The organism is Allobosea sp. GW823-FHT01F03 (assembly GCF_058798075.1).
Genome location: NZ_CM179505.1, coordinates 4233925 through 4256530 on the forward strand (window position 1 = coordinate 4233925; position 22606 = coordinate 4256530).

At 67.8% G+C, this 22606-nt stretch carries 23 protein-coding genes; 6 read left to right on the plus strand and 17 right to left on the minus strand.

Annotated elements, in window-relative coordinates:
- Position 1: 1 nt before the first annotated feature.
- The 9 genes from AC3RCC_RS20345 to AC3RCC_RS20385 all read right to left on the minus strand — a co-directional run bounded on the left by AC3RCC_RS20345 (position 2) and on the right by AC3RCC_RS20385 (position 7677).
- Complete coding sequence (locus AC3RCC_RS20345; protein WP_492256403.1) at positions 2–523, minus strand: HK97 family phage prohead protease; 522 nt, start codon at positions 521–523, stop codon at positions 2–4.
- Positions 520–696 (minus strand): hypothetical protein, encoded by a 177-nt coding sequence (locus AC3RCC_RS20350; RefSeq protein ID WP_291634853.1) that lies wholly within the window; start codon positions 694–696, stop codon positions 520–522. The genes AC3RCC_RS20345 and AC3RCC_RS20350 overlap by 4 nt, the downstream gene beginning before the upstream one ends.
- The gene (locus AC3RCC_RS20355) at positions 693–893 is read right to left on the minus strand and encodes a hypothetical protein (RefSeq protein ID WP_291634851.1); all 201 of its coding nucleotides are present in this window, start codon (positions 891–893) and stop codon (positions 693–695) included. The genes AC3RCC_RS20350 and AC3RCC_RS20355 overlap by 4 nt, the downstream gene beginning before the upstream one ends.
- On the minus strand, positions 890–2062 hold the full coding sequence (locus AC3RCC_RS20360) for a phage portal protein (RefSeq protein WP_492256404.1): 1173 nt from the start codon (positions 2060–2062) through the stop codon (positions 890–892). The genes AC3RCC_RS20355 and AC3RCC_RS20360 overlap by 4 nt, the downstream gene beginning before the upstream one ends.
- A gap of 184 nt (positions 2063–2246) precedes the next feature.
- Complete coding sequence (locus tag AC3RCC_RS20365) at positions 2247–3533, minus strand: DNA-packaging protein (RefSeq protein ID WP_492256405.1); 1287 nt, start codon at positions 3531–3533, stop codon at positions 2247–2249.
- Entirely contained in the window at positions 3484–3891 is a 408-nt protein-coding gene (locus tag AC3RCC_RS20370; protein WP_492256406.1) for a hypothetical protein, read from the minus strand. Before AC3RCC_RS20370 ends, AC3RCC_RS20365 begins: the two co-directional genes overlap by 50 nt.
- Positions 3892–4052: 161 nt before the next feature.
- A complete protein-coding gene (locus AC3RCC_RS20375) occupies positions 4053–4634 on the minus strand; it encodes an LOG family protein (RefSeq protein ID WP_492256407.1) in 582 nt (193 codons plus the stop codon).
- Positions 4631–6013, minus strand: a complete 1383-nt coding sequence (locus tag AC3RCC_RS20380; protein WP_492256408.1) for a M20/M25/M40 family metallo-hydrolase — start codon at positions 6011–6013, stop codon at positions 4631–4633. Before AC3RCC_RS20380 ends, AC3RCC_RS20375 begins: the two co-directional genes overlap by 4 nt.
- Positions 6014–6141: 128 nt before the next feature.
- Positions 6142–7677: a helicase HerA-like domain-containing protein gene (locus AC3RCC_RS20385; RefSeq protein WP_492256409.1), complete on the minus strand. Its 1536-nt coding sequence runs from the start codon at positions 7675–7677 to the stop codon at positions 6142–6144.
- A 150-nt stretch (positions 7678–7827) separates the two neighbouring features.
- On the opposite strand from AC3RCC_RS20385, the gene AC3RCC_RS20390 reads away from it, so the two are divergent.
- From AC3RCC_RS20390 to scpA, 4 genes are all read left to right on the plus strand, one after another.
- Positions 7828–8214 (plus strand): DUF2267 domain-containing protein, encoded by a 387-nt coding sequence (locus tag AC3RCC_RS20390; RefSeq protein ID WP_291642830.1) that lies wholly within the window; start codon positions 7828–7830, stop codon positions 8212–8214.
- A gap of 172 nt (positions 8215–8386) precedes the next feature.
- Entirely contained in the window at positions 8387–10312 is a 1926-nt protein-coding gene (locus AC3RCC_RS20395; RefSeq protein ID WP_492256410.1) for a methylmalonyl-CoA mutase family protein, read from the plus strand.
- Positions 10309–11136 (plus strand): bifunctional hydroxymethylpyrimidine kinase/phosphomethylpyrimidine kinase, encoded by an 828-nt coding sequence (gene thiD, locus AC3RCC_RS20400; RefSeq protein ID WP_492256411.1) that lies wholly within the window; start codon positions 10309–10311, stop codon positions 11134–11136. The genes AC3RCC_RS20395 and thiD overlap by 4 nt, the downstream gene beginning before the upstream one ends.
- A complete protein-coding gene (gene scpA / locus AC3RCC_RS20405; protein ID WP_492256412.1) occupies positions 11133–13298 on the plus strand; it encodes a methylmalonyl-CoA mutase in 2166 nt (721 codons plus the stop codon). Before thiD ends, scpA begins: the two co-directional genes overlap by 4 nt.
- A gap of 178 nt (positions 13299–13476) precedes the next feature.
- Here scpA and AC3RCC_RS20410 read toward each other — a convergent pair whose 3' ends face one another.
- The 5 genes from AC3RCC_RS20410 to AC3RCC_RS20430 form a co-directional block, all read right to left on the minus strand.
- The gene (locus tag AC3RCC_RS20410) at positions 13477–13743 is read right to left on the minus strand and encodes a hypothetical protein (RefSeq protein WP_492256413.1); all 267 of its coding nucleotides are present in this window, start codon (positions 13741–13743) and stop codon (positions 13477–13479) included.
- A gap of 101 nt (positions 13744–13844) precedes the next feature.
- On the minus strand, positions 13845–14639 hold the full coding sequence (locus tag AC3RCC_RS20415; protein WP_291641936.1) for an ABC transporter permease: 795 nt from the start codon (positions 14637–14639) through the stop codon (positions 13845–13847).
- A complete protein-coding gene (locus AC3RCC_RS20420; RefSeq protein ID WP_492256414.1) occupies positions 14636–15535 on the minus strand; it encodes an ABC transporter permease in 900 nt (299 codons plus the stop codon). Before AC3RCC_RS20420 ends, AC3RCC_RS20415 begins: the two co-directional genes overlap by 4 nt.
- Complete coding sequence (locus tag AC3RCC_RS20425) at positions 15532–16710, minus strand: ABC transporter ATP-binding protein (RefSeq protein ID WP_291649537.1); 1179 nt, start codon at positions 16708–16710, stop codon at positions 15532–15534. Before AC3RCC_RS20425 ends, AC3RCC_RS20420 begins: the two co-directional genes overlap by 4 nt.
- Complete coding sequence (locus AC3RCC_RS20430; protein ID WP_452119087.1) at positions 16707–17843, minus strand: polyamine ABC transporter substrate-binding protein; 1137 nt, start codon at positions 17841–17843, stop codon at positions 16707–16709. Before AC3RCC_RS20430 ends, AC3RCC_RS20425 begins: the two co-directional genes overlap by 4 nt.
- Positions 17844–17973: 130 nt before the next feature.
- Here AC3RCC_RS20430 and AC3RCC_RS20435 point away from each other — a divergent pair, with 130 nt between their 5' ends.
- Positions 17974–18693, plus strand: a complete 720-nt coding sequence (locus tag AC3RCC_RS20435; protein ID WP_492256415.1) for a DUF3750 domain-containing protein — start codon at positions 17974–17976, stop codon at positions 18691–18693.
- A 147-nt stretch (positions 18694–18840) separates the two neighbouring features.
- Here AC3RCC_RS20435 and AC3RCC_RS20440 read toward each other — a convergent pair whose 3' ends face one another.
- Both AC3RCC_RS20440 and AC3RCC_RS20445 read right to left on the minus strand, forming a co-directional pair.
- Positions 18841–19683 (minus strand): lytic transglycosylase domain-containing protein, encoded by an 843-nt coding sequence (locus tag AC3RCC_RS20440; RefSeq protein ID WP_492256416.1) that lies wholly within the window; start codon positions 19681–19683, stop codon positions 18841–18843.
- Positions 19680–20963 (minus strand): cystathionine gamma-synthase family protein, encoded by a 1284-nt coding sequence (locus AC3RCC_RS20445; protein ID WP_492256417.1) that lies wholly within the window; start codon positions 20961–20963, stop codon positions 19680–19682. Before AC3RCC_RS20445 ends, AC3RCC_RS20440 begins: the two co-directional genes overlap by 4 nt.
- 132 nt (positions 20964–21095) lie before the next feature.
- On the opposite strand from AC3RCC_RS20445, the gene AC3RCC_RS20450 reads away from it, so the two are divergent.
- Positions 21096–21566: an Lrp/AsnC family transcriptional regulator gene (locus AC3RCC_RS20450; protein WP_291641924.1), complete on the plus strand. Its 471-nt coding sequence runs from the start codon at positions 21096–21098 to the stop codon at positions 21564–21566.
- A 3-nt stretch (positions 21567–21569) separates the two neighbouring features.
- Here AC3RCC_RS20450 and AC3RCC_RS20455 read toward each other — a convergent pair whose 3' ends face one another.
- Positions 21570–22574: an alpha/beta hydrolase gene (locus tag AC3RCC_RS20455; protein ID WP_492256418.1), complete on the minus strand. Its 1005-nt coding sequence runs from the start codon at positions 22572–22574 to the stop codon at positions 21570–21572.
- Positions 22575–22606 lie beyond the last annotated feature (32 nt).

The window sequence follows — 22606 nt, forward strand, 5'->3', positions numbered from 1 at the left end:
TTCAGGGCAGGAAGGCGGGCGAAAGCGGGCGCGCCGTCTTGACCACCGCGACGCGGGCCTGCGGCTGCATCGGGAAGGTGACGAGCGAGATCTCCCAGAGATCGACCTTCTCCAGCCGGCGCAGGCCGGTGCGCGGATCGTTCCGGGCCCGCTCGGAACGGAAGCCGATCGAGAGCCCGTCTATCGCGCCGTCACGCATCAATGCGTGCAGCTCACGGGCCCGGGCGACGGCGAGCGAGAGCCGGCCGCGCACGCGGAGCCCGCGCGTATCCTCGCGCAGCTCGATCCAGCGGCCGATCGGCTCGGTCGGGTCATGCTGCCAGAGCAGCTTGACGCCGCCCGGCCCGCGGCGTGCCAGGCTTTCGCGGAAGGCGCCGGGCTCGACCACGTCCTTGCCGAGATCGGCGACGCGGAACAGGCTGGCATAGCCCTCGAAGGCGCCATCCGGCTCGATCCGGGTCGGCGGCTGCGGCAGGAACTTGGCCTCCCTGGCAAACGGGTTGTTCCCCAGAGCCAGCCTCATCGCGCGCCCTCCCTGGCAGGGCGGTCGGCCTGGTCGAGGCGGCCCAGCGTCTCGAAGAAGCGTCCGAAGACCTCGCGTGGCGGGCCGTCGCTGCGCGGCCCACGCGTTCCCGCCGTCGGCCGGCTGATGGCAGGCGCTGCCCGGGACGGCGATTTCGCGCCGGTCTTGCTCATGTCTGGTCTCCCTCGTAGCGGGCGTTGAAGCGGGCGAACTCGCGGACGAAATCGTCGAAGCGCCGGTTGGCCGCGACGAGTTCGCGCAGGACGAGCAAAGCGAGCGCCGAAGCGCCGAAGGCCCAGAGCAGCAGAGCGAGATGGCCGAGATCGCCGCGCGCGACGATGCCGCCGGCCGCCTGTTCGATCAGGTTCATGACGCCTCCTCCCGGCGGCCATAGCCGACCGCCTCGCGCTTCTCGTCGGTGCTGAGGAACTCCGCGGCCGAAACCCTGCGCCAGAGCGATTCCCGCTCCTCGGCGAGCGCCTCGACCGCATCGAGATCGGGTTCGAGCGAAAGATCGTCGCCGAAGGCCGGGCCGAGCCACTGCGCCAACGACTGCGCCGTGCGCCTGACCAGCGGGATCAGGGTCTGGCGCCAGAAGGCACGGTTGGCCTCGGCGAAATTGGCATGGGTGTTGTCGCCGGGCAGGCCGAGCAGCAAGGGCGGCACGCCGAAGGCGAGTGCGATCTCGCGCGCCGCGACGCCCTTGGCGGCGACGAAGTCGAGCTCGGCCGGCGACAAGGACAACGGCTTCCAGTCGAGCCCGCCTTCGAGCAGCAGCGGGCGGCCGGCATTGCGCGCGCCCTGGAAGCCCTCCTCCAGCTCCTGCTTCAGCCGCTCGAACTGCGCCTCGGTCAGCGTGCCGCCTTCCGGCCCGTCATAGACCAGCGCGCCCGAGGGCCGCGCCGCATTGTCGAGCAGCGCCTTGTGCCAGGAGCCGGCGGCATTGTGGACATCGAGCGAGCAGGCGGCCGCCTCGATCGGCGAGAGACCGTAATGGTCGTCGACCGGGTGGAACTGCGTGAGATGCAGGATCGGCGGCAGCGAGCCTTCATCCTGACGGAAGCGGATGGTCCGAGCCCCGACGCTGTAGTCATAAGCCTCGGCCCAGCCGTCGCGACCGGGGACGACCCGCATCCGGTCGGGCCTGAGCGCATGAAGCTCACGCGGCTCGCGGCCGATGCTGACGGCCTCGACATAGGCATTGCCGGCGACGACGAGGTGGCCATAGAGCGTCTCGCGAAAGGCGATGCCGCCCTGGCGCGGATTGGGCCGCTCGATCAGAGCCAGCGCCGGATGCTCGGCCTGCTCGCGCCCGCCGACCTTGGCGATCAGCTGCGTCTGCGCCGCCGCCTCGGCGATCAGGCGGACGCAGCGATGCACCACCGGATTGCGCTGATAGCCCTCCCGCGAGAGCGCGCCATAATCGCGCGGCGTCCAGACCGGGCGCCCGGCCTCGTGCAGGGCGATCAGCGGCCCGATGCGCGAGCGCTTCTGTTCCGGCGCGGCGAGGCCGCGCAGGCTGCGAAGGAAATTGAGCATGGGTTTCTCGCTGTTTAAGCGCACGTCATGCTCGGCCTTGAGCCGAGCATCTCATCACCCGAGTCATCCCGGGCGACCGCAGGGAGACCCGGGATCCATTCCTGAGCCTTTCCGAACGAGGCTCAGGCATGGATCCCGGATCGGCGCCGCTTCGCGGCTTGTCCGGGACGACCTCGAAGGTTGATCACAATCCCCTCACCCGCGGCCGGCCCTTCGGACCGAGCATCAGATGCGTCAGCGCCCAGACCAGCGCGTCGAGCCGGTCGGGCGAGCGGCCGGAGCTCAGCCCGGCCGGGCCGAAATCGCACATCTCGTCCTCGAGCGCCGGAAAGGCGCCGGCATGCCGCACGCGCCGTTGCGCATAGAGCGCCGCAACCGGCTCGGCCCGCAGGAATTTTCCGCGCGAAGCCCTGACCGGCGTCACCGGCACGCAAGGATCGACCTCGCGGATAACGCTTGTCGCCATCTCGCCGCCCTGGTTGACCTCGACGACCAGCGCATCGGCCTCAAGCCGACGATAGAGCGCCACCGCGGCCTGCGCCCATTCATGCGGCCTGGCGCCGGAAAGCGTCGCGTCCGCCAGCACATGGCCGATGCCGTCGCGGTCGATCCCGGCAGCAACCAGCCCGCAGCTATCGGCCCGCTTCGACGAAGAGGCCGGCGGGTCGACCGCGACGACGATCCGCGCCAAAGGCGGCCGCGTCTGCTCGCGAACCTCCTCGATCAGCGCCCGGCTCCAGAGCGCATCGGCACTTTCCTCGACGATCTCGCCTTCGAGCTCCTGCCGGCCTAGGCGCGTGCCGCCGTAAGTTTCCGTGACGCTGTCGAGGAAGCTCCGCGCCAGGTTGAAGCGATTGGCGCTGGTCGCCGCACGGCTGACGGCGACGCGCGGATCATCGAGCAGGCGCCGGATCAAAGGCAGGGGGCGCGGCGTCGTCGTCACCACCTGCCGTGGCCGGTCGCCGAGGCGCAAGCCGAGCTGCAGCATGTCCCAGGTCTCCTGCAGGTTCGGCCATTTCGCCAACTCGTCGGACCATGCGGCGCCAAATTGCGGCCCGCGCAGGCCTTCCGGGTCCTCGGCCGTGAAGATCTGCGCGATCGCGCCATTGCCCCATTCGAGCCGGCGCCGCGACGGCGACCAGATCGGCTTCTCCCAGCGATGATGGATCGCGAGCAGTCCGGAGACGCCCTCGATCATCACGTCACGGACCTGTCCTTGCGTCTCGCCGACCAGGGCGATGCGGCCGACGGGTTCGCCGGCGAACGGAGCCAGCCCCAGCGCCATCCCCTTGACCCACTCCGCCCCGGTCCGGGTCTTGCCGGCTCCGCGGCCACCGAGCACGAGCCAGGTCCACCAGGGCGGCAGACGGCGCGATTTCTGGTCGGCACGTCCGTAGAAGGTCCATTCCTGCTCGACGAGCCTAACCAGTTCCGGCGGCAGATCCGGCAGCAGCTTGAGAAACAGCTTCACCTGCGTGATCGGCGATAAGCCGTTCCATACGTCGTGCCAGCTCTTTTCGAAGCTCTTCGACCCGGCGCAATCCTTCGGCGGGGCTGGGTTCATCCTCGGGTTTCCCTCCCTCCCCCGCAGCGGCGCTATCCAGCGCGACCAGCTCGCGCACGGTGCGAGCGAGCGTCGCCAGCGTCTTGGCATCGGCCTCGCTCGCGGCCGTTCCGGCCGGCAATTCGGCGAGATGCGCCTCATGCGCTTCGAGCTGCGTCTGCGCGGCCTTCCAGAGTTTGCCGATCACGGCCTTGCGGCCGCGCGGCGCAGGCTTGCGCCTCGCCGCCGGCGGCGCCGGGGCGGAGTCATCACTATCGTCGGTCATCGGAAACCTCGGCTCGGGCCGGACATGCAAAAGCCGCCGGCTTTCAGCGCGGCGGCTTCGTTCGTCTCAGGCACAATTCGTGAGCGTCCCCGATCTCTACCCGATCAGCGTCACGATGTCAAGGACTAAATTCCTATAACGACCTCAACCGAGACTGCGGCTCAGGTCTCCTCCTTCTCAACCCATTTGATCTGGGCCAGCGGCTTGTAGGCCGCCATCTTGTCGAGCAGGGCCGCCGGCTCGCTCTCGGTCATCGCCATGTCGCGATGGGCCTGGCGCAGGAAGCCGGCGCTCGCCGTGTTGTCGAGGAAGGCGGCGAGCGGATCGTAGAAGCCGGCGATGTTGAAGAAGCCGAGCGGCTTGCCGTGGATGCCGAGCTGGCCCCAGGTCCAGATCTCGAAGATCTCCTCGAAGGTGCCGATGCCGCCGGACATGGCGACGAAACCGTCCGAAAGCTCGGCCATGCGGGCCTTGCGGATATGCATGGTCTCGACCACCTCGAGCCGGGTCAACCCGTTATGGCCGACCTCCTTCTCGCGCAGGGCCCGCGGGATCACGCCATGGACCTCGCCGCCGGCAGCGAGCGCCGCATCGGCGACAATGCCCATCAGCCCGACCGCACCGCCGCCATAGACGAGGGTCAAGCCGCGCCGGGCAATCTCGGTGCCCATGGCGCGCGCGCCCTCGGCATGGACGGGATCGTTGCCGGGGCTCGATCCGCAGAAGACGCAGACTGATTTCATGAGGCGAGCGCCTGCAGGATGCGGGCCCAGGAACGCTGGCCCTTGTGGAAGGAGGAGAGGTCGTATTTCTCGTTGGGCGAATGCACGCGGTCATCGTCGAGGCCGAAGCCGACGAAGAGCGTGTCGAGCCCGAGCGTGCGCTTGAAATCGCCGCCGACCGGGATCGAGCCGCCGCTGCCGATCGAGACGACGCGGCCGCCCCATTCCTCGGCAAGAGCCTTGCGCGCCTTCTGCAGGACGGGAGAATCGACAGGCACCGCCAGCGCCGGCGAGCCGGAATGGCTGATGAACTCGGCCGTCACATCCTCCGGCAGGCGCTCGCGTACGAACTGGTGGAAGGCCGCCTCGATCTTGGCCGGGTCCTGGTCGCCGACGAGGCGGAAGGAGACCTTGGCCGAGGCCTTGGCCGGGATGACGGTCTTCGAGCCCTCGCCGGTATAGCCGCCCCAGATGCCGTTGACGTCGCAGGTCGGGCGCGACTGGATCTGCTCGATCAGCATGCGGCCCTTCTCGCCGATCGAGCGCTTCAGCCCGATCTGGCCTAGGAACTCCTTCTCGGTCAGGTTGAGATCGGCCCATTCGGCCTTCTGCGCATTGGTCGGCTCGTGCACGCCGTCATAGAAGCCGGGAATGGTGATCCGGCCGGTCTCGTCATGGATCTCGGCGACGATCCTGGTCAGCACATGGATCGGGTTCGCGGCCGCGCCCCCGAACAGGCCGGAATGCAGGTCGCGATCGGCCGCGGTCAGGCGCACCTCCTGATAGACCATGCCGCGCAGGGTCGAGGTAATCAGCGGCGTGTCGCGGTCCCACATGCCGGTGTCGCAGACCAGCGCGAAATCGGCCTTCAGCTCGGCGGCATTGGCCTTGATGAAGCCCGGCAGGTTGACCGAGCCGGATTCCTCCTCGCCTTCGACCAGGATGGTGAGGCCGACCGGCAAGTCGCCGGTCTCGGCAAGCGTTGCGCGGATCGCCTCGATGAAGGTCATCACCTGACCTTTGTCGTCGCAGGCGCCGCGGGCGAGGATCACCTTGCGCCCGGGCTCGATCTCCTTGACGGCGGGCTTGAACGGGTCGCTGTCCCAGAGCTCGAGCGGATCGACCGGCTGGACATCGTAATGGCCGTAGAACAGCGCGTGCGGCGCGCCGGGCTTCGGGCGGTGGGCGAGCACAACCGGGTGACCGTCGGTCTCGCGCAGCTCTGCCTTGAAGCCGAGGCCCTCCAGATCGCGGCGGAGCCATTCGGCCGCCTGGCGCGTCTGCGTATCGAAGGCGGGATCAGTCCCGACAGAGGGAATTTCGAGCCAGGAGGAGAGCCGCGCCAGCGAGGCGTCGAGGTCGGCGTCGAGACGGGAGAGAATGGCGGGCAGCTTGGACATGGCGCTCACTGAGGCTGATTCCGATTGGCGCCATCATGACGAGCCGAGCGCCGGATGCCAGTGCCGCCAGGACATGACGGGAAACCCTGCCCCGCCCGGAAGGCGGGGCAGTGCAACCGATACCCGTGTCAGCGCTTCCCGCCCATCATCGAGCCGAGCACGCCGCGCAGGATGGCCTGGCCGACCTGGCGGCCGATCGTGGTCGCGGCAGAGCGCGCTGCTGAGGTGATCACCTTTTCCGCCATGCTCGGCGGCAGGCGCCCGCCCCGGCTGCCGGGGCCGGTCTTCGGGCGCTCGGTCGAACCGCCGAGCCAGCCGCCGATCGTGTCGAGGATGCCGCCGCCGCTATCCGCAGAGGCCTCGACGGCCGAACCGTCGGCGTTCATCCCCTTGCGCTTCATCAGCTCCTCATAGGCCGACTCCCGGTCGACCATCGTGTCGTATTTGCCGGCGAAGCCGGAGTCCCGCATGCACTGGGCGCGCTGCTGCGGGGTGATCGGCCCGACCTGCGCCATGGGGGGCGCGATCAGCGTGCGCTCGACCATGGTCGGCGTGCCCCTGCCCTCTAGCGTCGAGATCAGGGCCTCGCCGACGGCGAGCTGGGTGATCGCCTCCTCGGTCTTGAACTTCGGATTCTGGCGGAAGGTCTCGGCCGCGGCGCGGACCGCCTTCTGGTCGCGCGGTGTGAAGGCGCGCAGCGCGTGCTGGACGCGGTTGCCGAGCTGGGCGAGCACCGTATCAGGGATATCGAGCGGGTTCTGGGTGACGAAATAGACGCCGACGCCCTTGGAGCGGATCAGCCGCACGACCTGCTCGACCGCGGTTAGCAGCACCTTGGGTGCGCCGTTGAACAAGAGATGCGCCTCGTCGAAGAAGAAGACGAGCTTGGGCTTGTCGAGATCGCCGACCTCCGGCAGTTGCTCGAACAGCTCGGAGAGCAGCCAGAGCAGGAAGGTGGCGTAGAGTCGGGGATTGGCCATCAGCTTGTCGGCGGCGAGCATGTTGATGACGCCGCGCCCGTCGCGGTCGGTCTTCATCAGGTCGTTGATGTCGAGACCCGGCTCGCCGAAGAATTTCTCGCCCTTCTGGTTCTCCAGCACCAGTAGCGCCCGCTGGATCGTGCCGACCGACTGGGCCGAGACATTGCCGTATTTCGTCGTCAGCTCCGAGGCGTTCTCGGCGATGAAGGTCAGGACGGCGCGCAGGTCCTTGAGGTCGAGCAGCAGCAGTTTCTGCTCGTCGGCGATGCGGAAGGCGATGTTGAGCACGCCTTCTTGCGTGTCGTTGAGGTCGAGCAGCCGCGACAGCAGCAGCGGCCCCATCTCGGAAATGGTGGCGCGCACCGGGTGGCCCTGCTCGCCGAAGACGTCCCAGAACACGGTGGTGAACTGATCCGGCTGGTATTTCAGCCCGAGCTCCTCGGCGCGCTTGACGAAGGGCGGCTTGGAATCGCCCACGGCCGCGACGCCGGAAAGGTCGCCCTTGATGTCGGCCGCGAAGACCGGCACGCCTTGCGCGGCGAAGCCCTCGGCCAGGACCTGCAATGTCACGGTCTTTCCGGTGCCGGTCGCGCCTGTGATCAAACCATGCCGGTTGGCGAGCTTGAGCAGCAGCACCTCCGGCTTCACGCTCTTGCCGATCAGGATCGTGCCGTCATCCGCCATGGTCGCGCCTGCTCCGTTGCCTTAAGGTCGTGCAACCGATGTAGCGAAACGAGAAGTGGGGCGGAAGCATGAAGATCGCTTCCGTTCGAAATGGTTTATGCATAAACTATCTAGAGAGCACCAACTGGCTCGGCACGAGAGGATCGCACGATGGAAGAACTGATCTCCCGCATCATGGCCGCTTCCGGTCTGGATGAGTCCCTGGCGAAGAAGGCCATCGGCATCATCCTCGCCTTCCTGCAGAAGGAGGGTCCTGCGGCCGAGATCGGCCAGCTCTTCGCGGCCCTGCCGGGTTCCCAGGACCTCGCCGAGGCTGAAGGCGGCGCCAAGGGCGGGTTGATGGGCGCGATCGGCGGCCTGATGGGCGGTGGCGGCGGCGTCATGGCGCTCGGCGGCCAGCTGATGGGCGCGGGCCTCTCCATGGGCCAGATCCAGAGCGTATCGAAGGAGATGTTCGCGGTCGGCCGCGAACAGGCGGGCGAGGACACGATGGGCGCGATCGTCGGCGCGATCCCGGGGCTCGGGCAGTTCGTCTGAGCGGCCGAAAGCCAATAACTCCAATGAAACGCCGCCCCGTTCGGGCGGCGTTTTGCTGTCGCGTGCCCCATCATGGGCGTCATCTATACCGGCGCCCGGTACTTGCCTTCGCGGCGCCGCTTGGCGATGAGAGCTTCACGGCCGCACCAACGGCCGTCAGGAGTTCGCGCCGATGACCTCGACCTCGCTTGCCGACCTGCCCTATATGGGGGCCTTCGCGACACCTGCCGGCGAGCAATGGCGCAGCGCCGTCGACAAGGTGCTGAAGGGCGCCGATTTCGAGAAGAAGCTGGTCGGACGGACCGCCGACGGCATCCGCATCGAGCCGCTCTATCCGGCGGCGGCCGGTAGCGCGATCCGGCCGCTCCGCCAGCAGCAGGGGCGCTGGCACGTCGCGGCGCGGGTCGATCACCCGGACCCGGCCGAGGCCAACCGGCTGGCCCTGGCGGAGCTCGAAGGCGGCGCAGACTGTCTCAGCCTCGCTTTTAAAGGGGCCGCCGCAGCGCGCGGTTTCGGGCTTGCGGCGAAGACCGTCGCGGAGCTCGGCGCCGCCCTCTCCGGCGTGATGTTCGACCTCGTCCGCCTGCGGCTCGATCCGGCTCCGGGCGGCCGCCGCAATGCCCTGCTCCTGGCCGATCTCGTCGAGAGCCGCGGCCTTGCCGGCGATGCGGTCGAGATCGATTTCGGCATGGACCCGATCGGCGCACTCGCCAGCTCCGGTACGCTTTCGGTATCGCTGCCGGAACTCGGGCAGAACCTCGCCGAGACGATCGGGGCACTGAAAGCACGCGGCTTCCGCGGCCCCTTCCTGGCCGCCGACGGGCGTCCCTGGCACGAGGCCGGTGCCACCGAGGCGCAGGAGCTCGGCGCCGTGCTCGCCACGGCCGTGACCTATCTGCGCCTGCTCGAGGCGCAGGGCATGCCGCTGGCCGAAGCGCGTGATGCGATCTCCTTCACGCTCGTCGCCGATACCGACGAATTCCTGACCGTCGCCAAGCTGCGTGCGGCGCGCCTGCTCTGGGATCGCGTCCAGCAGGCCTGCGGCCTGGAGGCCCGGCCGGTCTTCATCCATGCCGAGACGGCCTGGCGCTCGCTGACCGGGCGCGATCCGCACGTCAACCTGCTGCGCGGCACGGTCGCGACCTTCTCGGCCGGGGTCGGCGGCGCCGACTCGATCGGCATCCAGCCCTTCACCGCGGCACTCGGCCTGCCCGATGCCTTCGCCCGGCGCATCGCCCGCAACACCCAGCTGATCCTGCTCGAGGAAGCCAATCTCTGGCGCGTCGCCGATCCGGCCGCCGGCGCCGGCGGCTTCGAGGCGCTGACGCAGGCGCTCTGCGAGCAGGGCTGGCGCAAGCTCCAGGATCTCGAGGCCGAGAGCGGCGACGGAATCTCGGGCATCGTCGGAGCGCTCGCCAACGGCCATGTCCAGCAGGGGCTGGCGCGCGAGCGGGCGAGCCGGGCCAAGGCGATCGCGACCCGGCGCGAGCCGATCACCGGGACGAGCGAGTTCCCGAACCTCGCCGAGGCCGTGGTCGCGGTGCTGGCACCGCCGCCTGGCCCCCGTCAGGCCGCGCCGGACGGCGATGCGGCGATCAGGGTCGAGGCGCTGCCGAGCCTGCGCCTCGCCGAGCCCTATGAGGCCTTGCGGGCGCAGTCCGACATCGTCGCAGCCGCAGGTGCAAGGCCGAGCGTGTTCCTGGCGACGCTGGGCAACATCGCCGCCTTCACCGCCCGTGCCGGCTTCGCCCGCAACCTGTTCGAGGCAGGCGGCCTCGCCGCCCCTTCCGGCGATGGCTTCGCCAATGACGGCGAGACCGATCTTGCGGCGCTGGTCGCCGCCTTCAAGGCCTCGGGCGCGAAGCTCGCCTGCCTGTGCGGCTCGGATGAAGGCTATGCGGCCGAAGCGACCCAGGCCGCCCAGGCGCTCGCGGAGGCCGGAGCGACCATCTGGCTGGCGGGACGCCCCGGCGGGCTGGAGGGCCGGCTGCGCGAAGCCGGCGTCGAGAATTTCGTCTTCGCCGGCACTGACGCTGTCGCGGTCCTGCAGGATGCGCTCGCGATCACCACATCCTCCGGACAGGTGGACAAGGAATGACCATGCCGATCGCACTCACCATCGCCGGCTCGGATTCGAGCGGCGGGGCTGGAATCCAGGCCGACCTCAAGAGCTTTGCAGCGCATCAGGTCTATGGCGCCAGCGTCATCGTCGCGCTGACCGCTCAGAACACGCAGGCCGTGCGGGCGATCCATCCGGTACCGGCCGATTTCGTCGCGGCCCAGATCGATGCGGTGTTCGAGGATCTCGACGTCGCGGCAGTCAAGATCGGCATGCTCGCGACCGCGGAGCTGATCGAGACCGTGGCCGACGGGCTTGAGCGCCATGGCGCCCGCAACATCGTGCTCGACCCGGTGATGATCGCGGCCTCGGGCGGGCGCCTGCTGCAGGAGGATGCGATCGAGGCGCTGAAGCGCCGCCTGCTGCCGCTTGCCACCCTCGTCACCCCGAATCTGCCGGAGGCAGCCGCCCTGCTCGGTACTGCCATGGCGCAGACCGAGGAAGCCGCCGCCGAACAGGGGAGCGCGATCGCCGCCCTCGGCGCCGCCAATGTGCTGGTCAAGGGCGGCCATGCTTCCGGCGCGGACAGCGTCGACGTGCTGGTATCGCAGGGTGGGCAGCGCCAGCGCTTCGTCGCACCACGCATCGAGACCTTGAACACCCATGGCACCGGCTGCACCCTGTCCTCGGCGATCGCGTCCGGTCTCGCCCATGGCATCGCGCTCGACGAGGCCGTTTCCCTGGCGAAACGCTACATCTCGTCTGCAATCGCCGCCTCCGACGAGGTCAGGGTTGGCCATGGCCACGGGCCGGTGCATCATTTCCACCATTGGTGGGACAGGACCGACGGGAGAGACCGATGAGCTTGATCCCGGATTTTACGAGGCTTGGCTTTTCGGAGATCGCCGGCGCGGCGGGCGCTGTGCCGGTCTCCGGCGAGGTTTGGGCGACGCCTGAGGGGATTGCGGTGAAGCCGGTCTATGCGGCTGAAGACCGCGCCGGGCTCGCCTTCGTCGACAGCCTGCCGGGGATCGCGCCCTATCTGCGCGGGCCCTACCCGACCATGTATGTCAACCAGCCCTGGACGATCCGGCAATATGCCGGCTTCTCGACGGCGGAGGATTCGAACGCCTTCTACCGGAGGAACCTCGCCGCCGGGCAGAAGGGGCTCTCGGTCGCCTTCGATCTCGCGACCCATCGCGGCTATGACAGCGACCATCCGCGGGTCGGCGGCGATGTCGGCATGGCCGGGGTCGCGATCGATTCGATCTACGATATGCGCACGCTGTTCTCGGGGATTCCCCTCGACCAGATGAGCGTCTCGATGACGATGAACGGCGCGGTGCTCCCCGTGCTGGCGCTCTACATCGTCGCGGCCGAAGAACAGGGCGTGCCGGCGGCCAAACTCTCGGGGACCATCCAGAACGACATCCTCAAGGAGTTCATGGTCCGCAACACCTATATCTATCCGCCCGGCCCCTCGATGCGGATCATCGGCGACATCTTCGCCTATACCTCGGCCCATATGCCGAAGTTCAACTCGATCTCGATCTCCGGCTACCATATGCAGGAGGCGGGGGCGACGCAGGACCTCGAGCTCGGCTACACCCTCGCCGACGGCGTCGAGTATATCCGCGCCGGTCAGCGCGCGGGGCTCTCCGTCGACGTCTTCGCGCCGCGCCTGTCGTTCTTCTGGGCGATCGGCATGAACTTCTTCATGGAGGTCGCCAAGCTCAGGGCGGCAAGGCTGATCTGGGCCAAGCTCGTCAAGGACTTTGGTGCGCAGAACGAGAAGTCGCTGCCGCTGCGCACCCATTGCCAGACCTCCGGCTGGTCGCTGACGGCGCAGGACGTGTTCAACAATGTGCCGCGCACGATGATCGAGGCGATGGCGGCGACGCAGGGCCATACCCAGTCGCTGCACACCAATGCGCTCGACGAGGCGCTCGCCCTGCCGACCGATTTCTCGGCCCGCATCGCGCGCAACACCCAGATCCTGCTGCAGCAGGAGAGCGGCACCACCCGGATCATCGACCCCTGGGGCGGCTCCTATTATGTCGAGCGTCTGACCGCCGAGCTCGCGGCAAAAGCCTGGGCGCATATCCAGGAGGTCGAGGCGCTCGGCGGCATGGCCAAGGCGATCGAGGCCGGCATCCCGAAGCTGCGGATCGAGGAGGCCGCCGCCAAGACCCAGGCGCGCATCGATGGCGGCCAGCAGGCGATCATCGGGGTCAACTGCTTCAAGCCGCAGGACGAGGCGGCGATCGAGGTGCTCAAGGTCGACAATGCCGCGGTCCGGGCCCGGCAGCTCGACAAGCTCGCCCGGCTGAAGGCCGAGCGCAACGAGGGCGAGGTCCAGGCGGCGCTGGCGGCGCTGACGCAGGGTGCCGCCGGCGAGGCCAATCTGCTCGACCTCGCCGTCAAGGCGGCGCGGGCCAAGGCGACGGTCGGCGAGATCTCCATGGCACTGGAAAAGGTCTTCGGGCGCCACCGGGCCGAGATCAAGGCGATCTCGGGGGTCTACAAGCGGGAGGTCGGCACGATGAACCCTGCGGTCGCACGGGTGCAGGCGATGACCGAGGCCTTCGCGGAGGCGGATGGGCGCCGCCCGCGCATCCTCGTCGCCAAGATGGGCCAGGACGGGCATGATCGCGGCCAGAAGGTGATCGCCTCGGCCTTCGCCGATCTCGGCTTCGACGTCGATATCGGCCCGCTCTTCGCCACCCCCGAGGAGGCGGCGCGCCAGGGCGTCGAGAACGACGTCCACATCATCGGCGTCTCCTCGCTCGCCGCCGGCCACCTGACCCTGGTGCCGGAGCTCAAGGCGGCGCTCGCCAAAGCCGGGCGCCCCGACATCATGATCGTCGTCGGCGGCGTGATCCCGCCACAGGACTTCGAGACCCTGCTCAAGGCCGGCGCCAGCGCGATCTTCCCGCCGGGAACCGTGATCGCCGACGCCGCCGAAAAGCTCCTCGAGGAACTCAACCAGAAACTCGGATACATCAAGAAATCAGCCGCGGAGTAAGCAGCCGGGGAGCCGAGAAACCCGCCAGCTCCCCTCAGCCACTTACCGTCATCCTGGCGAGCGAAGCTCGTCCCCGGATCCATCGAAGACCGCTGGCGCCCTACGATGGATCCCGGAGCTGCGCCGCTCTCGCGGCTGGTCCAGGATGACGCGGCGGGGCCGCGAAAGCGAAGGAACGCTAGCGCCAGTCGCGGTCGCCGTAGCGGCGGCCATAGCCGTAGACGTCGTCGCGCCGCTCTTCGTTCCAGCGCTGCCAGCGACGCTGGCCCCAATAGCCGTGGAAAACCGGTGGCGACGGGCGCCAGCCATAGGCGCGGCGTTCATATTGACGCTCATAGCGGTCATAGGCCTGAGCTTCGCCGCTGCCTACAAGGCTCAGCATGGCAAGCCCTCCGGAACCGAGGGCGAGGGCAGCGAGGCCGGCGGTAGCGAGCTTGCGGAACATGGTTCCTGTCCTGTGCTGTGGCCGGGGTCACTCCCCGTCCATGCCCCGGACCTTCGCAGCCCTGCCCTGAACCGGCCTTGAGGCCGGCATTCACCTGCCGTTCAACCCTTCTCGCCGGCCAGCGCCTCGCGCTTGAGCAGCAGCGAGGCGGCGATCACCGTGACCGCCACCGCTCCGATCAGGATCGTGCAGGCGGCGTTGATCTCCGGCGAGACGCCGAGGCGGATCGCCGAATAGAGCCGCATCGGCAAGGTCGTCGCACCCGGCCCGCTGGTGAAGCTCGCGATCACGAGATCGTCGAGCGAGAGCGTGAAGGCGAGCATCCAGGCGGCGAGCACGGCCGGCCAGATCAAGGGCAGCGTTACCGTGAAGAAGGTCGTCAGCGGCGTCGCGCCGAGATCGCGCGCCGCCTCCTCCAGCGAGCGGTCGAAGCCGGCGAGCCGCGCCTGCACCACGATGCAGGCGAAGCCGAGGCTGAAGGTCGCGTGGGCGATGACCACGGTCCAGTAACCGCGCTCGACATCGCCGGCGACGAAGAGCAACAGCAGCGACAGGCCGGTGATCACCTCCGGCATGACCAGCGGCGCCAGCACCATGCCGGAGAATAGGGTGCGACCGGCGAAGCTGCGATAGCGGACGAGCGCCAGCGCGGCGAGCGTGCCGAGGCCGGCCGCCAGCGTCGCCGAGACCAGCGCGACGCGGATCGTCAGCCAGGCGGCATCGAGCAGCGGCTGGTTGTTGAACAGCGCGACATACCAATGCGTCGAGAAGCCGCCCCAGACCGTGACCAGCCGCGAGGCGTTGAAGGAATAGGCGATCAGCGCGACGATCGGCAGATAGAGGAAGGCGAAGCCGAGGACGAGCGCGGCGAGATGGAAGCTGCCAAACCGCCTCATCGCGCCCCCCTCCCCGCCCGCTGTAGCAGCACGAGCGGCAGCACCAGCACGATCAGCAGCACGATCGCCACCGCCGAGGCCAGCGGCCAGTCGCGATTGGAGAAGAACTCGCTCCAGAGCACCTTGCCGACCATCAGCGTATCGGGCCCGCCGAGCAGATCGGGGATGACGAACTCGCCGATCGCCGGGATGAAGACCAAGGCCGAACCGGCGAGGATGCCCGGCAAGGACAGCGGCAAGGTCACGGTGCGGAAAGTGGTGAGCGGCGTCGCGCCAAGATCGGCGGCGGCCTCGACCAACGTGCCGTCGAGCTTCTGCAAGGTGGTGTAGAGCGGCAGCACCATGAAGGGCAGGTAGGAATAGACCATGCCGATCAGCACGGCGGTGTAGGTGTTGAGCAGGCGCAGCGGTTCGCTCGCCAGCCCGAGCCAGCCCAGCGCCATGTCGAGCAGCCCCTCCGGCCGCAGGATGCCGATCCAGGCGTAGACGCGGATCAGGAAGGAGGTCCAGAACGGCAGGATGACGAGCAGGAGCAGGATGCTCTGCCAGCGCTTCGGCGCCATCGCCATCGCATAGGCCAGGGGATAGCCGAGCGCGAGCGCGATCAGCGTGGTCAGGCCGGCGATGCGCAGCGAGGAGAGATAGCTCTGCCAATAGAGCGCATCCTCGCCAAGCAGGCGGAAATTCTCGAAATCGAGCCCGGCGAAGAACTCGCCAAGCGCGTCGAAGCCGAGAAAATGCGGCGCATAGGGCGGCTGGTCGGTCGCCGCGTCCGAGAGCGCGATCCGCAGCACGATGAGGAAGGGCGCCAGGAAGAAGGCGAGCAGCCAGAGATAGGGTATCGCGGCGACGAGCAGCCCGCGCCCGCCGGCGGCTCGGGGAACCGCGCCGCTCACGATGCCAGCACCAAGCCGGCTTCGATATCCCAGGACAGCCAGACCCGGTCTTCCCAGGCGAAGGGGCGCTCGATGCGCCGCGTGCGGTTGGTCAGCGAGACCTTGAGCAATTTTCCCTCGTCGCCGCCGACCATCACCTGGATCATGGTCATGTCGCCGAGATAGCCGATATCCCAGATCTCGCCGGCAACCTTGTTCACCGCCTGCTGCGGCTCGTCATGGCTGAGCCCGATCTTCTCGGGCCGCAGGCCGATGGCGAGCGCATCGCCCGGCTGGCAGGAGGGGGCATCCTCGTCGAGCTCGATCACGCCAACATGCTGGTTTTCCAGCGTGACGAGATCGCCCTCGACCGCTGTCACCCTGCCCTCGATCAGGTTGATATCACCGACGAACTCGGCGACGAAGCGATTGGCCGGCGCCTCGTAGATCAAATCGGGCGGCGCGATCTGGAGCAGACGGCCCTGGTCCATCACCGCCATGCGGTCGGCCATGGTCATGGCCTCGTCCTGGTCGTGGGTGACCACCATGAAGGTCAGGCCGAGATCGGTCTGGAGGTCCATCAGCTCGTATTGGGTCGCTTCGCGCAGCTTCTTGTCGAGCGCGCCCAGCGGCTCGTCGAGCAGCAGCAGCTTGGGCTGCTTGACCAGCGCACGGGCGAGCGCGACGCGCTGGCGCTGGCCGCCGGAGAGCTGGTCCGGCCGCCTGCCCTCGAAACCGTTCAGCCTGACGCGCTTCAGCATCGCGTCGACCCGCTCACGGACCTGCGCCTTGGGCAGCCCCTCGCGCTTCAATCCATAGGCGATGTTGTCGCCGACGGAGAGATGCGGGAACAGCGCATAGGACTGGAACATCATGTTCACCGGCCGCTGATGGGGCGGCACGGTGGTGATATCGACGCCGTCGAGCAGAATCTCGCCCTCGTCGGGCTGCTCGAAGCCGGCGAGCATGCGCATCAGCGTGGTCTTGCCGCAGCCGGACGGCCCGAGCAGCGCGAAGAACTCGCGCGCATGGATCGAAAGCGAGAGCGCATCGACCGCCGTCACCTTGCCGAAGCGCTTGGTGACATTGCGGAACTCGACCAGTGGCTTCGCCGCCGGGTCGTTCCAGGGCTGGAAGTCGCGACGGACGCTGCCTGGGGAGGAGCGCCGCGTCGCTGCGTCGGAGGACGCGTTCACCGCCCGCTCTTGACGCGGGTCCAGAGGCGATTGACCACCCGTTGCGTCTTCTGGTCGTAGGGGGTGATCGTATAGAGGCGGGCCATCACGGCATCGCTGGGATAGATGCCGGGATTGTCACGCACCTCGGCCGAGAGCATCGGCTTCGAGGCGATGTTGCCATTGGCATACTGGATGAAGTCCGAGTTCTTCGCCGCCATTTCCGGGCGGTTGACGAAGTCGATGAACTTCAGCGCCGCGTCCTGATTGGCGGCGTCCTTCGGGATCACGAAGGAGTCGAACCACATCAGCGCGCCTTCCTTCGGGATCGAATAGGCGATCTCGACCTTGTTCTTGGCTTCCTCGGCGCGCTTCTTCGCCTGCAGGATGTCGCCGGAATAGCCGACGGCCAGGCAGATATCGCCATTGGCGAGCGCGTTGATGTATTCCGACGAGTGGAATTTCTGGATATGCGGGCGCATCTTGCGCAGCAATTCACCGGCCTTGTTGAGGTCGGCTTCCTTCTTGGAGTCGGGATCGAGCCCGAGATAGCGCAGCGCCGCCGGAAACATCTCCTCGACCGCGTCGAGCACGTGGACGCCGCAATTGGAGAGCTTCTTCAGCTTCTCGGCGTCGAACAGGATGCTCCAGGAATCGATCACCGCATCGGGGCCGAGCCGTTCCTTGATCTTGGCGACGTTGTAGCCGATCCCGGTCGTACCCCACATGTAGTTCACGGCGTATTTGTTGCCGGGATCGTATTTTGCGAGCCGCTGCTGGATTTCCGGCCAGGCATTTTTGAGGTTCGGCACCTTGGCGGCGTCGACCGGCGTGTAGAGGCCGAGCGGGATATGCCGCGGCAGGAAGGATGCGGTGACGACGACGAGATCATAGCCGGTCTTGCCGGCGAGCAGCTTGGTCTCGACCGTCTCCATCTGGTCGAACGTGTCGTAGACGACCGTGATTCCGGTCTCTTTCTTGAAGGCGTCGAGCACCTCCGGATTGACGTAGTCGGACCAGTTGAAGATGCGCAGTTCCTTGTCCTGCGCCTGGGCCGGGGTTCCCGCGAGAAGGGCGAGGCCGAGGGCCGCTCCGGTCGCGATGCTTTTCAGAACCGACGTCAATTCACTCAATCTGCCCCTCCTCACGGACATGCTGCGCTAGCGGCGGCAAGCTATCAGCTTGTCGAAAACGCTCAACCTCGATTTCGTGATCTTGAAGCGGTGACCACAGCTTGCGAGGCGCAGGCTCGGCCCTATTTCCTACTGCCACATGACACGACGCTTGCTCCTCCTCTTTTGCGTGCTCTTCCTGCTGCCGCTCGCCACTCATGCGGCCTGGTGGTCCTGGCAGCCCCTGGCCGCCGACTGGCGCAGGGCCGACTGGTCGAGCGCTTCCCTGCTGCCTGCCGCCGCGACCGAATCCGAGGCGACCATCCACGTCTTCGCGGCACGGGTCGGCCGCTGGCGTGGCGTCTTCGCGCATCATTCCTGGGTGGTGGTGAAGGAGGCCGGCGCCAAGGCCTATACCCGCTTCGACGTGGTCGGCTGGGGCAATCCGGTGCGCGTCAACCATCGCGAGGCCGACGGACGCTGGTTCGGCAATGCACCGGAACTCGTCGCCGAGGTGAAGGGCGATGCGGCGGCGGCCCTGATCCCGCGCATCCGCGCGGCCGTGAAGAGCTATGGCTACAGCGAATACGGCACCTACGCCGCCTGGCCGGGACCGAACTCGAACAGCTTCGTCCAGCATGTGCTGGCTGAGGTCCCGGAGCTCGGCCGTGCCCTGCCGCCGACCGCGATCGGCAAGGACTGGCGCGAAAGCGGGCTCTATGCCGGCCTGACGCCGAGCCGCACCGGGGTGCAGGCCTCGCTCTACGGGCTCGCGGGCTTTTCGCTCGGCTGGGTCGAGGGCATCGAGATCAACCTGCTCGGTCTCGTCGCCGGCCTCGATCTCCGCCAGCCGGCGCTGAAGCTGCCCGGCTGGGGGCGCGTGGGAATTTGAATTCCCCTGCCTGTCCGAACCCTCATCCTGAGGAGCCGCGGAGCGGCGTCTCGAAGGATGGTCCAAAAATCTTCGGGTGCATCTGGAACATCCTCCGAGACACGGACTTCGTCCGCTCCTCAGGACGAGGGCTTTGAGCCGGCTCGCTCAATTCCTCAGCACGAGGCAGGCCCCGCCGGCCTGCCGCAGGCGGTTGCAGGTCACGGTAGCCTCGCGCAGGCTCTGCGCCGGCAGCCGGACCCGGTAGTAGCGCCCCCTGCCCCGGCCCGGCACCGCCGAGCCCAGAACCATGGTGGGCTTGCCGGCGAGCAATGCGGCGAAGCGGGCGGCGACGCGCTGATAGGAGGCGATGGCGCGGGCCTTCGAAGGATTTCCGGCAAGCTGGACACCGAACGGGCCATAGGCGCCCTCGATCAGCACGGCCGGGGCGGTCGTCCGGATCGAGGCGACGGCGGTCAGGCAGTCGGTTTCCTGCGTCGTCGCCGGCGGGGGTGATTCGCCGGGACCGAGGCGCCATTCCTCGACCGAGCGTCCGGTGATGAAGCGGACATAGGCTTGCGTCTCATAGGGCAGCGAACCGCCGCGCGCGACCCAGCGGGCGAGCCGGTTGGGGCCGCCATTATAGGCGGCGGCAGCGAGGCCGAGATTGCCGAACTGCCCCTTCAGCGCCGCCAGGAAGGCGGCCGAATGCGGGATCGCCGCCTCAGGGTCGAAAGGATCGGCGAGGCCGCGTTCGTTCGCAGTGCCCGGCATGAACTGGGCGATGCCCTGCGCCCCGGCCGGACTGGTGACATGAGGGCGGAAGCTGCTCTCCCGCCAGATCAGCCGGGTGAAGAAGGCGACCGGCAGCTCATGCTGCTTCGCCGCCCCCTCGATCAGGCGGCAGATGGTCTGCGCCACGCTCTCCTGCTGCGGCTCGGCCAACGCCGGGCCACCGGACAAGGTCGCGGCCAGCGCCGCGACGACAGCGCGGCGCCCACCCTGCCTCACGCAGCTTCCAGCGCCTGCGCCAGATCGGAGATCAGGTCCTCGATGTTCTCGATGCCGACCGAGATCCGGATCAGCGCATCGGTCAGGCCGATCTCCTCGCGCAGTTCGCGAGCGACGCCGGAATGGGTCATCGCGGCGGGGTGCGAGACCAGCGTCTCCGTACCGCCTAGGCTGACCGCGAGCTTCATGATCTGGAGATTGTCGAGGACCGCGAAGGCCTCCTTCTCGCCGCCCTTCACATCGAAGGCGAAGGTCGAGCCGGGCTGGCTGCACTGCCGGTCGAAAACCGCCTTGCGCGGATCGCCCTCCCTGAGATTGCCGAGATAATGCACCTTGGCGATCTTCGGGTGGTTCAGCAGGTAATCCGCGACCTTGCGGCCGTTCTCATTGGCCCGCTGCATGCGGATGTCGAGCGTCTCCAGCGAGCGCATCAGCATCCAGCACGAGTTCGGATCGAGCTGCGTGCCGAGCGAGCCGCGCCAGGCCTTGACCTGCCGCACCAGGGCTTCCGAGCCGCTGATCGAACCGCCAACGAGATCACTGTGGCCGCCGACATATTTCGTCAGCGAGAGCAGGGAGAGATCGGCGCCGTGCTTCAGCGGCTTCTGGAAGATCGGCCCGAGCATGGTGTTGTCGACCACGACCGGCGGGCGATGGCCCTGGCTCTTCTCCAGCTCGTCGGCGATCGCCTTGCAGGCCGAGAGATCGACGAGGCCATTGGTCGGATTGGCCGGCGTCTCGACCAGGATCATCGCGACCCGGCCCTTGGCGGCGGCGTTCTGCGCGACCTTGCGCATCTGGGCAACGTCGATGCCGTCGGTGAAGCCGAAAGGCGTGACGCCGAAAGCGCCCATCTGGTTCTTCAGCAGGGTCTCGGTGCCGCCATAGAGCGGGCGGCTGTGGAGGATGGTATCGCCCGGCCGCAGGAAGGCGAAGCAGGTGGTAGCGATCGCCGCCATGCCGCTGGCGAAGACCGCGCATTTCTCGGCCTCGTCCCAGATCGCCAGACGGTCCTCCAGGATCTCCATGTTCGGATGGTTGAAGCGCGAATAGACCAGGCCCGACTTCTCGCCCGGCTTGAGCTGGCGGCGGCCGGCGGTCAGGTCGAAGAAATCCTTGCCCTGCTGAGCGTTCTCGAAAACGAAGGTCGAGGTCAGGAAGACCGGCGGCTTGAGCGAGCCCTCGGACATCGCCGGCGAATAGCCGAAGCCCATCATCAGGGTTTCGGGGTGAAGCTTGCGATTGGCGATCCGGTCCTTGTGATAGTCGTCCTGGCTCATGATCCGCCTCCGTTGCCGGTGCACCGCACCGCTTTCGTGGCCCCAGCCTATGACGATCCGGGCGCCATTGCATGAATGATCATCGACATTCTAAGGATCGCTTGAGCAAGATTCCGCTCAATCTTTCTGGAGATGGAGCAGATCATGCTCGACAGCACCGACCGCCGCATGCTCGCCCTGCTGCAGGAGGATGGCCGCATCACCAATCACGATCTCTCGCAGAAGGTCGGGCTGTCGCCGACGCCCTGCCTGCGCCGGCTGAAACGGCTGGAAGAGAGCGGCGTGATCAAGGGCTATTCGGCGATCGTCGACCCCAAGGCCTATGGCCTGCCCTTCAGCGTCTTCGTCTCGGTGCGCCTCAGCCAGCAGACCCAGGAGCACATCGCCGAATTCGAAAAAGCCGTCGAAACCTGGCCGGAAGTCGCCGAATGCTATCTGATGACGGGATCGCAGGATTATCTGCTGCGCGTGCTGACCGACGGCATCGAGGGCTATGAGCGCTTCCTGAAGCTCAAGGTCACGCGACTGAAATGCATCCAGTCGGTCGAGTCGAACTTCGCGCTGGCGACGATCAAGAAGCGGGTCGGGCTGCCGCCGCTGTGAGCCTCAGCCGCCGGCGCGGTCGATCGCGCGCCTGACCACCTGCGTGACCTCGCTGTCCGAGAGGAAGAGGTCATGGCGCAGCATGCTCCAGCCGCGCCCGGCCGTATCGGCGACGCGCACCCCGAGCCCTTCGAGACGCTCGCGATCGGCAGCGCCAGCCCGGGCGACGCCGCCGGCGATGCGCGAGGAGACGGCCAGCGCCCGGTCGCCGGGGTCGATGATTACGGTCATGCGCCTGGCGATCGGGCCGAGCTTCGACACCGTCTGCTCGAAGGCATCGATGTCGACATCGGGTGAAGCGAAGACGACGGAGCCGATCCTGTCGTTGAAGCCCGGCAGGTCGCGCAGTTCGCGCAGGCCTTCCAGAGCCAGGAAGGTCCCCATCGAATGGGCGACGATGTGGACACGACCGGCGATCGGGTTGGCGACCAGCGCCTTCAGCGTCTGGACGAAGCCGTCGCGCGACCAGAGCGCGCTCTCGCGGTCATAGCCATAGGCGAGCAGCCCGCCGCCGGAGGGCCAGGTGAAGAGCGCGGTCCGGCCATCGAAGGCGAGCGCATGCGAGAGCTGGCCGGCGCTGCGAGCCGCCGATTCAAAGGTTTCGTTGTAGCCATGGACATAAAGCAGCACGTCGCGGCCATTGGCGGCCTCGGCGAAGACCCGCGCCGCGTCGCCCGAATTGCGACGCTGGACGCCGAGCACCGCCCAGTCGCCGCTGACGACGGAACTCACCTGCGCCGCGACGCCACGGCCCGGCGCCGCCAGGCGCGCCTCGGCGAAGGTCAGCCCGCTGCCGCGATCCGAACCGAAATAGGGCGGCCGGTCGCCCGTCGGCTTGCGGGTCGTGGCGACGAGCAGTTGCGGCTCCTTGCCGAAGGTCGATGCATCGGCCGGGCCGGTGAACGGCGAGACCATCGCCTCGCTCGGGACGCAGGCGGCGAGCGCCGGCCCGAGCAGCGGAACGAGAAGGAAGGAACGACGGGACACGGCAGGCCGCGAGGCTGACATGGCAGGAATCCGGGAACTGGGGAGCGCGCGCC

Excerpts from the sequence above, each read along its gene's own strand:
- AC3RCC_RS20450 (WP_291641924.1), top strand. The coding sequence starts at position 21,096 with ATGGAGCAGATCATGCTCGACAGCACCGACCGCCGCATGCTCGCCCTG.
- AC3RCC_RS20375 (WP_492256407.1), bottom strand. The coding sequence starts at position 4,634 with ATGAAATCAGTCTGCGTCTTCTGCGGATCGAGCCCCGGCAACGATCCC.
- AC3RCC_RS20385 (WP_492256409.1), bottom strand. The coding sequence starts at position 7,677 with ATGGCGGATGACGGCACGATCCTGATCGGCAAGAGCGTGAAGCCGGAG.
- scpA (WP_492256412.1), top strand. The coding sequence starts at position 11,133 with ATGAGCTTGATCCCGGATTTTACGAGGCTTGGCTTTTCGGAGATCGCC.
- AC3RCC_RS20350 (WP_291634853.1), bottom strand. The coding sequence starts at position 696 with ATGAGCAAGACCGGCGCGAAATCGCCGTCCCGGGCAGCGCCTGCCATC.
- AC3RCC_RS20360 (WP_492256404.1), bottom strand. The coding sequence starts at position 2,062 with ATGCTCAATTTCCTTCGCAGCCTGCGCGGCCTCGCCGCGCCGGAACAG.
- AC3RCC_RS20410 (WP_492256413.1), bottom strand. The coding sequence starts at position 13,743 with ATGTTCCGCAAGCTCGCTACCGCCGGCCTCGCTGCCCTCGCCCTCGGT.
- AC3RCC_RS20445 (WP_492256417.1), bottom strand. The coding sequence starts at position 20,963 with ATGAGCCAGGACGACTATCACAAGGACCGGATCGCCAATCGCAAGCTT.
- AC3RCC_RS20455 (WP_492256418.1), bottom strand. The coding sequence starts at position 22,574 with ATGTCAGCCTCGCGGCCTGCCGTGTCCCGTCGTTCCTTCCTTCTCGTT.
- AC3RCC_RS20390 (WP_291642830.1), top strand. The coding sequence starts at position 7,828 with ATGGAAGAACTGATCTCCCGCATCATGGCCGCTTCCGGTCTGGATGAG.
- AC3RCC_RS20370 (WP_492256406.1), bottom strand. The coding sequence starts at position 3,891 with ATGACCGACGATAGTGATGACTCCGCCCCGGCGCCGCCGGCGGCGAGG.
- AC3RCC_RS20415 (WP_291641936.1), bottom strand. The coding sequence starts at position 14,639 with ATGAGGCGGTTTGGCAGCTTCCATCTCGCCGCGCTCGTCCTCGGCTTC.
- AC3RCC_RS20355 (WP_291634851.1), bottom strand. The coding sequence starts at position 893 with ATGAACCTGATCGAACAGGCGGCCGGCGGCATCGTCGCGCGCGGCGAT.
- AC3RCC_RS20395 (WP_492256410.1), top strand. The coding sequence starts at position 8,387 with ATGACCTCGACCTCGCTTGCCGACCTGCCCTATATGGGGGCCTTCGCG.
- AC3RCC_RS20345 (WP_492256403.1), bottom strand. The coding sequence starts at position 523 with ATGAGGCTGGCTCTGGGGAACAACCCGTTTGCCAGGGAGGCCAAGTTC.
- AC3RCC_RS20430 (WP_452119087.1), bottom strand. The coding sequence starts at position 17,843 with ATGTCCGTGAGGAGGGGCAGATTGAGTGAATTGACGTCGGTTCTGAAA.
- AC3RCC_RS20380 (WP_492256408.1), bottom strand. The coding sequence starts at position 6,013 with ATGTCCAAGCTGCCCGCCATTCTCTCCCGTCTCGACGCCGACCTCGAC.
- thiD (WP_492256411.1), top strand. The coding sequence starts at position 10,309 with ATGACCATGCCGATCGCACTCACCATCGCCGGCTCGGATTCGAGCGGC.